The 9,706-nt window shown below is 62.6% G+C and carries 10 protein-coding genes; 4 read left to right on the top strand and 6 right to left on the bottom strand.

What is annotated here, in order from left to right; all coding sequences use genetic code 11:
• Positions 1 to 85: 85 nt before the first annotated feature.
• Both QMX97_RS30135 and QMX97_RS30130 read right to left on the bottom strand, forming a co-directional pair.
• Positions 86 to 1,213 (bottom strand): ABC transporter substrate-binding protein, encoded by a 1,128-nt coding sequence (locus QMX97_RS30135; RefSeq protein ID WP_282398115.1) that lies wholly within the window; start codon positions 1,211 to 1,213, stop codon positions 86 to 88.
• 25 nt (positions 1,214 to 1,238) lie between these two features.
• The gene (locus tag QMX97_RS30130; protein ID WP_282398114.1) at positions 1,239 to 3,620 is read right to left on the bottom strand and encodes a TonB-dependent siderophore receptor; all 2,382 of its coding nucleotides are present in this window, start codon (positions 3,618 to 3,620) and stop codon (positions 1,239 to 1,241) included.
• A 197-nt stretch (positions 3,621 to 3,817) separates the two neighbouring features.
• On the opposite strand from QMX97_RS30130, the gene QMX97_RS30125 reads away from it, so the two are divergent.
• Together QMX97_RS30125 and QMX97_RS30120 are read left to right on the top strand one after the other, a co-directional pair.
• A complete protein-coding gene (locus QMX97_RS30125) occupies positions 3,818 to 4,528 on the top strand; it encodes a response regulator (RefSeq protein WP_106804937.1) in 711 nt (236 codons plus the stop codon).
• The gene (locus QMX97_RS30120; protein WP_106804936.1) at positions 4,525 to 5,910 is read left to right on the top strand and encodes an ATP-binding protein; all 1,386 of its coding nucleotides are present in this window, start codon (positions 4,525 to 4,527) and stop codon (positions 5,908 to 5,910) included. The genes QMX97_RS30125 and QMX97_RS30120 overlap by 4 nt, the downstream gene beginning before the upstream one ends.
• 92 nt (positions 5,911 to 6,002) lie before the next feature.
• On the opposite strand, the gene QMX97_RS30115 is transcribed toward QMX97_RS30120, so the two are convergent.
• The 4 genes from QMX97_RS30115 to QMX97_RS30100 all read right to left on the bottom strand — a co-directional run bounded on the left by QMX97_RS30115 (position 6,003) and on the right by QMX97_RS30100 (position 7,782).
• Positions 6,003 to 6,212, bottom strand: a complete 210-nt coding sequence (locus QMX97_RS30115; protein ID WP_282398113.1) for an SEC-C metal-binding domain-containing protein — start codon at positions 6,210 to 6,212, stop codon at positions 6,003 to 6,005.
• Complete coding sequence (locus QMX97_RS30110) at positions 6,209 to 6,691, bottom strand: LEA type 2 family protein (RefSeq protein ID WP_282398112.1); 483 nt, start codon at positions 6,689 to 6,691, stop codon at positions 6,209 to 6,211. The genes QMX97_RS30115 and QMX97_RS30110 overlap by 4 nt, the downstream gene beginning before the upstream one ends.
• Positions 6,692 to 6,809: 118 nt before the next feature.
• The gene (locus QMX97_RS30105) at positions 6,810 to 7,280 is read right to left on the bottom strand and encodes a YchJ family protein (protein ID WP_065902999.1); all 471 of its coding nucleotides are present in this window, start codon (positions 7,278 to 7,280) and stop codon (positions 6,810 to 6,812) included.
• A gap of 4 nt (positions 7,281 to 7,284) precedes the next feature.
• On the bottom strand, positions 7,285 to 7,782 hold the full coding sequence (locus QMX97_RS30100; RefSeq protein WP_065902997.1) for a DUF6231 family protein: 498 nt from the start codon (positions 7,780 to 7,782) through the stop codon (positions 7,285 to 7,287).
• A 191-nt stretch (positions 7,783 to 7,973) separates the two neighbouring features.
• Here QMX97_RS30100 and QMX97_RS30095 point away from each other — a divergent pair, with 191 nt between their 5' ends.
• Entirely contained in the window at positions 7,974 to 8,669 is a 696-nt protein-coding gene (locus tag QMX97_RS30095; RefSeq protein ID WP_065902995.1) for an OmpA family protein, read from the top strand.
• A 155-nt stretch (positions 8,670 to 8,824) separates the two neighbouring features.
• A complete protein-coding gene (locus QMX97_RS30090) occupies positions 8,825 to 9,583 on the top strand; it encodes a collagen-like protein (protein WP_282398111.1) in 759 nt (252 codons plus the stop codon).
• Positions 9,584 to 9,706: the final 123 nt, after the last annotated feature.

Below are 9,706 nucleotides of genomic sequence, written 5' to 3'. Positions count from 1 at the left end.
GGGCTTGCTCGCGAATGCGCGGTGTCAGTCACTGAATAGGTCGACTGATACACCGCCTTCGCGAGCAAGCCCGCTCCCACAGTTTTTACCGCGTTTCGACAGCAGGCTTGCTGTTGATCCAATAGGCACCCTGCAGCGGCATCCCCAGGAACTGCTGGTTGATCTGCGCCATCGTCGCCTGCGGGTCCAGCGTGGCGAACAGCTGCGGGTGTACCCACTTGGCCAGCGCTTCAATCGCCAGCAGGTTGTAGGGCGAGTTGTAGAAGTCATGCCACAGGCCGTGGGAATTGCCTTCGCGGATCGCGCGAAGATTGGCGAATTCCGGCCGCGCCAACACGCGGTCAAACGCTTCACGCGCCTCGTCCTGGGTAACGCCTGCGCCCAGGATCAGGCCAGGTTTGTGGTTGCCGGTGGCCACGTACACATCCGGATCAGCCTTCAGCGCATATTCAACGCTGATATCACCCAGCGCGCCGGGCACGACATCGGCAGCGATGTTGCGTCCGCCGACCAGCTTGATCACTTCACCCATGCCGCTTTTGCCGGTGGTGTGCCCCGGTGCCTGCCAGGCACCGGCCAGCAGTTCGAGGAACACACTCGGGCGCGGGCCGGCCGGCAAGGTGGCGACGGCGTCGCTGATCACCTTGATGTGCTGGTCATAGAACGCGAGGAATGCCTTGGCCTGGGCTTCACGCCCCAACGCCTGGCCCAGCGCGCTCATGCTGGTATGGGTGCCTTGTACCGGGTTGATGCGAAAGTCGACGAACAGCACCGGGATTCCGGCCTTGGCCAATACATCGGCGACCGGGCTGTGTTCGGTCGGGCCGTGCCCGGAAATGCTGAACACCGCCAGGTCCGGTTTCAGCGAGAGAATTTCTTCAGCGCTGACGCTTTGTTCCGACGCCTGCCCGATCAACGGAATGTCTTTGACCGTCGGAAATTTCGCCACATAGGCGTTATAGGTGTGTTGGTCCAGCAGCTTCAGATCGTTCTGCCAGCCGACGATGCGCTGGAACGGCGCGTCCTTGTCGAGCAGGGCAAACGCCGAAATCAGGCGGCCTTCACCCAGTACCACGCGTTTGACGTCGTCTTTTACCTCGACCTTGCGGCCGAGGACGTCGGTGACTTCGTGGGCGGCGGCGGTTTCGGCATGGCCGAGGACCAAGGCGCCGAACAGCACGCCGAGCTTGAGCAAGTGAAGGGGTTTGCGCATGGCAGAGGCTCCTGGTGAGAGAGGATCAGAATTCATAATCGACGCTGGCGGTGAGGGTGCGCCCGGCACCTGGGATGCCATAGAGCTGGAAGCCATCGAGGGAGGCGCCGACCTGGCTGTAATAGAACGTGTTGAACACGTTGTTGAGGTTGAGGTTGACTGTGGTGTCCCTGTTCACCTTGTATTGCGCGGCCAGGCTGCTGAGCCAGTAGCCGGGGGCTTTTTCATGGTCGCGGGTGTAGATCGCATTCACGCCGGAAGGGCCATTGGCGTAGCTGCTGTTGTTGTTCAAGCCGCCGACGTATTTGTTGTCGGTGTAGCGGCGCCGGCCGACGTATTGCTCGCCGTAGCTCAGGCTCAGGGCGTCGGTGACGGCATAGGTGGTCCACAGGTTGGCGGTCAGGTCAGGGACGTTCTTGGCTTCGGCGCCCTTGTTGATGCCTTTGGTCTGGGTGCTCTTGAGCGCCGAGAAACCGGTGTAGGCGGTCCAGCGCGAGGTGATATTGCCTTGCAGGCCGAGTTCCACGCCGTCCACGCGCTTGGCGGGGAGGGCGCGTACCGGGGCGGATTCGCCGTCCTGGTATTCCCAGGCGTTGTCGAGTTCGGTGCGGAAAATCGCGGCGGTGACGTTAAGCATGTCGTGGGCAATGTCCCACTTGGTGCCCAACTCGTAGGTTTTGGACTTGGCCGGGCTGTAGTTGCTGGTGCTGGCCGCGCCGTAGATCTGGTTGTTGGTGGATGCACCCAACGCCGAGGGTTGCGCTGCTTCGCTGTAGGACACATAGACGCTGCCGTTGGGCAACGGCTTGTACACCGCGCCGACCCTTCCGCTCACTGCACCGTCGGTGCTGCTGATGGTCGATTGGCCGCGTTGGCTGGTTTGCGCCCGCCAGTTGTCGTAGCGCAGCGAGCCCAGCACCTGCCACTGCTCGTTGAGGGTGACGGTGTCACCCAGGTAAATACCGGCGTTGTCGATCACCGAGCGCGGGTCGCCTTCACCCTTGGTCACGTAGGTGCTGGCGAAGCTGTGGCTGGGCTCGCTCATGTCGAAGAACAGGTTGCCTGCCGGCACTTCGGCGTTGCGCTTCAGCCCGCCGTAGGTCTCGTGGTAGAACTCGAGGCCCGAGACCACCGCGTGTTGCAGGCTTGCTGTATTGAACTTGAAGCTGAAGTCGGTCTGGTTATCCAGGATGGTGTAGCGCTTGGACAAGCCAAAGTCGCTGCCGCGCAGGATGCCGTAGGCGGTGTTGCTGTTGTTCACGTAGTCGGTGTAGGCATTCACCGTGCTACCTGGCACTTGGCTGATCGGGCCTACACCGGTGTAGCCCAAAGTCGCACAACGGGTGCCGGTGCAGGTTTTGTTGCCATTCGCGTCGGCGGCAAAAAAGCGCGCCGGGGAGAGCACGGCGAAGTTGTCGCTGCGTTCCCAGCGAGTCTGGTTGCGCAGGTTGGCTTCATTCCAGTCGAAGTCGTGCTCCAGGCGGGCAGTCAGCGAGGTGGTTTTGTTTTGCTGGGTGTAGAGGCTGGAGTCGCCGTACCAGTTCGAGCGTTTCACCCCGGGCATGCGGTCGCCGTCGGTGCCCCGCTGGATCGGCACGCCGCCGTCCGGGGTGTTGGTGTCTTTCTGGTAGAAGGTGTCGATGAACAGGCGCGTGTCGGTGCCCAGGCCGAAGCCGAACGAGGTGGCGATGCCCCAGCGGTCGTAGTCCACGTCGTCGCGCTCGGCCACCTGGTTGTAGTGCTTCATCAGGTTGATGCGTACGGCGGTGGTGTCGTTCAGTTGCTTGTTCAGGTCGGCCGTGAGCCGGCGATAGCTGTCGGTGCCAATCCCGGCCGAGACCTTGTTGGCATCGCCCAGGTGCGCTTCCTTGCTGACCAGGTTGACACTGCCGCCCACCGCAGACACCCCGGACTCGATGGAGCCGGTGCCCTTGAACACTTCGGCCTGTTGCAGGTTGAAGGTGTCGGTACGGGTCGACATGCCGGCATCGCGCACGCCGTCGACGGTCAGGCTCTGCTCCGAAGAAAAGCCCCGGATCGAGAACAGATCGCCCCAGCCCAGGTTGCCCTCGCCAGACATGAAGGTAATGCCCGGCACGTTGCGCAACACTTCCTGCAGGGTCTGCGCGTTCTGCTCCTTGAGCACCTGCTGCGGCACGATGGTCACGCTTTGCGGCGCGTCCAGCAGCGGCTGGCTAATTTTCGCCGAGGTCACCCGGTCCACTTTGAAGGTGGAGGTGGCTTCACCGTCGACCTTGATTTCCGGCAGGCTCAGCACCGAGCCACTGGTCGTGGCGGCTGTCGTATCGGCCAAGGCGGTCGGGGCGACGCCGCCAGCCGCGAGGAAACCGAACATCGGCGCCAGGGTACTGTGCAACGTATGACGGTGAGGGGTGGGCAATGACATAGGCAGTGATCCGAGTCTAAATTACAATTACTCTCATTTAGGTTCGGTAGTCTAAAGAGCGATTCCGCCTGCCATACCGGGGCTTTGTATCGCTGATGCGTGATTATGGTTTCCTACAACATTCCATTACATTTGCCTGCACTGCTGGCTGAACTTTCGGCTATCTCCTGCGTTTTGAGTTTTCGGATCGACTGCCCATGGCCAAGCAAGACCACCTGCTGATCGTTGATGACGACCCGCAAATCCGCCAACTGCTCTGCGACTACCTGAGCGACGCCGGTTTCCAGGTATCCACCGCCGCCGACGGCAAGGAAATGCGCCGCCGCCTGGCGCTGAACGTGATTGACCTGATCGTGCTCGACCTGATGCTGCCGGGTGAAGACGGCCTGAGCCTGTGTCGCGAACTGCGGGTCAGCTCCAACACGCCGGTGGTGATGCTCACGGCCAAGGGCTCGTTGATCGACCGCATCGTCGGCCTGGAGATCGGCGCCGATGACTACCTGCCCAAGCCGTTCGACCCGCGTGAGTTGCTGGTACGGATCAAGGTCGTGCTGCGACGCGTGCAGAGTTTTCCGGATCGCGCGCGCCTGGACGAGGCGCCGAGCATTCGCTTCGCCGGCTGGCAGCTCGACACGCGGGCGCGACAGTTGCTGTCGCCGCAAGGCGTGGTGGTGAGCCTGGGCAACTCGGATTACCGCGTGTTGCGCCTGCTGTTGCAGCACCCCAACCGCCCGTTGAGCCGCGACTTTTTGCTCAACCACGTGTTCGACAAGGACAGCACGCCGTTCGACCGCTCCATCGACGTGTGCGTCAGTCGCCTGCGCTCGCAACTGCCGGCGGGGCTGATCAAGACCGTGCGCAACGAGGGTTACATGCTCACCGCCGATGACGTGGTGCTGGAATCGTGAGACTGCTGCCGCGCTCGCTGTTCGGGCGGCTGGTGCTGATCCTGGTCAGCGGCATGCTCGCGGCCCAGGCCCTGACCAGCAGCATCTGGTATGACCGGCGGCATGGCCAGGTGCTGGAAATCCCTGCGCGGCTGATCGCCACTCGGCTGGCGGATGTGGTGCGGCTGGTGCACAGCGATCCGCAGCAGGCGGACCTGCTGATCAAAATGCTCGATACGCCGAACTTCCGCCTGACCCTGAGCGATCAGGCCAGCAGCACCCCCAGTACCCTCAACGATGCCGACCGGCCTACCGAGCGCTTGATCAAAAAGGTGTTGTCGCAGAAGACCGGCTACGCCCAGACCCTGGTGCTGTTGCGCCTTTCCCTGGTGGATGGCGAAGGGCAAAGCGCCGGGCTCTCGACACTGCTCAGCTCCCAACCGGTGGTGGGGCAATTCCTGATCGACCTGCGTCTGCCCGATGGGCGCTGGTTGCAGGTGGATGCCAGTGAAGAGCAGGGCTGGACCAGTACCTCGCCGCTGGACCTGCTGTTCGACTACGTGATGCGCATCTATTTGTTGCGCGTGTTGGTGCTGGTGGTGATTGCCCTGGTGGCGGTGCGCCTGGCCATCCGTCCGCTGAATGCGCTGGCCAAGGCCGCCGAAGCCCTGGGCCGTGATATCCAGCGTCCGCCGCTGTCGGAGGATGGCCCCACCGAAGTGCGCCGCGCCGCCCAGGCCTTCAACGCGATGCAGCAACGGCTGATTGCCAACATCGCCGAGCGCACGCGTTTTCTTGCGGCGATTTCCCACGACTTGCGTTCACCGATCACACGCCTGCGCCTGCGTACCGAGATGCTCGACGACCCTCGCACCCAGGAGCGTTTTCGCAGCGACCTGGAAGAAATGGAGCACATGGTCTCCAGCACCCTGGATTTTGTCAGCAGCGGTGAAATCAACGAGACACGGCAGAACATCGACATCAATGCCTTGCTGCAAAGCTTGCAGGCGGACTTGCAGGATGTGGGCGAAAGCGTGCGCATCGAAGGCCGTGCCAGGCAACCGTTGCCGGGGTACGCGCGCAGCCTCAAGCGTTGCGTGCAGAACCTGCTGGAAAACGCGGTGCGTTATGGTCGCGACGTGGTGGTGCGGGTCGAGGACCAGGCGGACAGTTTGAAGATCATCATCAGCGACCGAGGGCCGGGGATTCCCCAGGAACAATTGGAGCAGGTGATGGAGCCGTTCTACCGCGTGGAGGGTTCACGCAATGCCGAGACGGGCGGGTATGGGCTGGGGTTGAGCATTGCGCACACCATTGCCCGGGCGCACGAGGGACGGTTGAGCTTGAGCAATCGGGACGGCGGGGGGCTTGAGGTGGTGTTGCAGTTTCAACACAAACCCTGACGTGCTAACTCAACCTGAAGGAGCCGGCTTGTCGGCGACAGCGATGTTGGGGACGCCATCGCCGGCAAGTCGGTTCCTGCAGGATCAGGGCATCAAGCCCCGTGGCACTTCTTGAATTTCTTCTCGCTGCCGCACGGGCAAGGATCGTTGCGGCCGACGTCCTTCAACGCGTTGCGCACCGGCTCCTGGTGAGCGTGGCCGCAGTTCGGGCCGTGGACATGACCGTGGTCGTGATCGTGCTGATCGTGATGATCATGATCGTGGTTGCAGTCAGGACCATGGACATGGGGTTGCTGAGTCATCGATGTCGCTCCGGAATAAAATCGCCGGGGATTATCTCGCCATTGTGGTTCACCTGCACGTCATAACCGATGAATAATCCGGTTTTCAGCTCACCCTCCAGGCGATAAGGCACGGGTTTGTCGGGATTTTTCAGCATCTGCACGACATCGCGGATCTGCGGCCAGAGGTTGGTGCGCACCGACACCTTGAAAAACGCGTGGCCCCGGGGCGGCACGGTCAGCCATTCGTTGGACTCACCTTCGGTCAGCAAAAAATCGCCGAGGCTGACCTTGTAGATCAGGCCGCGCACCGTCAGGTCGGCGTCGTCGCGGTTGTCCACGCGAAAGTACAGCTTGAATTTCTGCTCGAGCAACTTGGCCCGTACCACTTCGACTTTCACCAGCGAGACGTGGGGCGGCGGCGCATCGTCTTCGAACCAGGACGCGCAGCCGGTGAGGCCGAGGGTCAACGCCAGCATCAAGCTGTACATCCGAAGCATGGCGTTATCCATCCTGTGTAGGAGCGAGCTTGCTCGCGAAGGTCGTCAACGATGACGCGCTAAGCCTGACACACAAAGGTGCCCCCGGGGTTTTCGCGAGCAAACTCGCGCTTGCAGGTCAGAGGTAGCTGGAACAACACTTCTTGAATTTCTGCCCACTGCCGCACAGGCAGGCATCGTTGCGTCCGGCCTTCACTTCCACTGTCGGGTCGATGAAGTACCAGCGCCCCTCATTCTGTACGAAAGAAGACTGCTCGCGGTGGCTATGTTCGCCGGTGCTGTCGTGCCAACGCGCGGTAAAGGTCACAAAGGCATGTTCAGGCTGGCCGCCGAACACCTCCGAGTTTTCGACTTCCAGGCCGAGCCAGGTGCTCTGGGCGCTCCAGGCGGCGATGGCGTCGCGGTCGAGGCCGGCCTGTTGCGCGGGCAGGGTGGTGGCCACCAGGTAGTCCACCAGGCCCAGCACATAGGCGCTGTAGCGTGAACGCATCAGGGCGCTGGCGCACGGGGCCGGGTGCCCGGCGTGATAATGGCCGCAGCAGGCATCCAGCAGGTTGCCACTGCCGCAGGGGCAAATGGATGTACTCATCGGGTTACCACCAATACTTTCCGAAGTTTTCCGGGTTGGCCCAGAAGCGGGCGTTGAGCCAGTCCGGCACCTGTTTATAGTCAAGCAGATCGTAGGTAAACAGCGTCAGAACCTGTTCATCGCGCTGGAAACGCTCGCCGGCCTGCAGGGCCAGGGAGAAGAAGTCGGTGTCTTTCCAGTCGCATGCGCCCAAGTCCACCAGCACGGCAATGCGGCTGGCGTTGAGGTTGCGAATGCCACCGAGCAGGGTCAGGCCTTGCGGTTTTGACAGGTGCTCCAGGCAGTCGACCACCAGCGCCAGGTCAAAACGCTGCGCCGCAAGTTCCGCCGGCAGGGCGCCGGGGGCTGCCACGGACACCTGGGTATCCGGGTGCGCGGCTTGAAACGCGTCCAGCGCCGGAAACTGACTGGCGCCCAATAACAGCAGGCGTTTGGGCTGGTGCAGATCCAGCAAGGCAGCCAAGGCTTGCTGGGGCGTACGGGAAGAAATGCCAGCGGTCATCAGAGATCCTCACATCAAGACGCTAGAGACTAGCGCGGCTGAGCGTGCGGGCCTAGAGCGGGCGGCTGCGAAAAGTCCGACGAGAACGACGATCCCTAACAAATACGGGGGCGTGGCGTAGTGGCGCAGTTGAAAAGAGCGGTCTTTACTCCACCCATCGGCCCCCGCCGATCCCCTCAGGAGAAAGTCAGATGAGCATCATGCGGACAGCTCTACCCTTGGTTCTGCTCACCGGGTTATTGACAGGTTGCGCAGGCTTGCAAAAAACCGATTGGCCGACCTGCGCTGCCGTTGGCGGTGTGACCGGCGCGGCGATCGGCGCGACGGAAAGCTCGGCCTATGCAGGCTACGGCGCCTTGCTGGTCGGCGGCATGGCCGGCGCCTATTGCTGGGTGCACGGTGATGGCGACGAGGACGGCGATGGTGTGCCGGACAGCCGCGACAAGTGCCCGCACACGCCAAAAGGCGTGCAGGTCGATGCCAATGGCTGCCCACCGGTGCCGCCGGCTGCGGTGGTTGAGGAAGTGGTGGTGGTCAAGGAAGAAACCATCGTAATTCGCGATGTGCACTTCGAGTTCGACTCGGCCAGGCTGACCGCCGCCGATAAAACCAAGCTCGACACCATTGCCACGCGCCTGAAACAGGAAGCCCCGAGTGCTCAACTGCGGGTCAGCGGGCATACCGACAGCGTCGGCAAGGATGCCTACAACCAGAAACTCTCGGAAAAACGTGCTCACTCGGTCACCGATTACCTGATCGGCGCCGGCGTGCCGCGCAGTGCCTTTGTGTCTGTGACGGGGGCGGGCGAAAGCCATCCGGTTGCCGACAACAAAACCGCTGAAGGTCGTGCCTTGAATCGTCGTACGGAAATCCAGATCAACCGCTGACAAACCTTGCCCCTGTGGGATCCACAGGGGCATTGCCGCGCGCCTCGCCTGCACCTCTCCCTGCACAAGTTTTTTGATGCTTCACTGGCAAATCGCCTGTAGAAGTCGTTACTGTGCGTCCAAAGAAAAATTCGAAATCAGTCAGGAGCCCCATGATGCGTAAGGTTTTACTGTTGGCCGCGTTGGTCAGCCCCGTCGCCCTGGCCCAGAGCGTCAGTGTTGAGACCAACTCGTTGATGCGCCTGCCCAACAGCACCAGCGTGTTGCAACTGGAGCGTCTGGAGGTAGCGGACTACGGCACCTTGCTGATCCCGGCCACCATCAGCCAGGTCTCGGTGGATGAGCTGCACCTGGGCCGCGATGCGCGGATTGCGATTGTCCCCGGCGGCACCGTGCTGCAACTGCAGGTGCGCCATGCGCAGTTGGACCACGGCAGCCAGATCACTTCGCGGGGCGCGCCGGGCACCCATGAAAAACCGGCCAAGGCCGGGCGTGACCTGACCTTGCGGATCAATTCACTGGTGGCTGAAGAGCTGTCGGTGGATGCCCGTGGCGGCGCGGGTGCCCAAGGGTATGCCGGGCTGGATGGTGCCAACGGCGTGGACCCGGGTTGCACCTGGGGTTCGGCCGGGCGTGGCGCCAACGGTGACAATGGCGGCGACGGCTTGCCGGGCGCTGCGGGCGCGCAGGTGCGGGTCGAGTTGCCGCAGGACTTCCCGGCCCAACAGATCAAGGTCTGGGTCGACGGCGGTGCCGGCGGCCTGGCTGGCACGGCGGGCAAGCCTGGCAAAGGTGGCGAGTCCAAGGGCTGCCTGGTGTACCGCGCCGACGGCGGCGAGAAGGGCCGCCCAGGGCTGGAAGGGCAACCGGGGCCAGCAGGGCCTGCGGGCACTGTGACCGTACAGCGTCTGTAACACCTCTAATGTGGCGAGCGGGCTTTTCCCGCGTTGGGCTGCGCAGCGGCCCCAGACCCAAACACCTCGGTTTGCCTGAAACAACGCACCGACTCCTGGAGGGGCCGCTTCGCAGCCCAACGC

This window comes from Pseudomonas sp. PS01298 (assembly GCF_029959745.1).
Taxonomy (GTDB): Bacteria; Pseudomonadota; Gammaproteobacteria; order Pseudomonadales; family Pseudomonadaceae; genus Aquipseudomonas; species Aquipseudomonas aylmerensis.
This window is presented reverse-complemented; position numbering and strand designations above follow the sequence as displayed.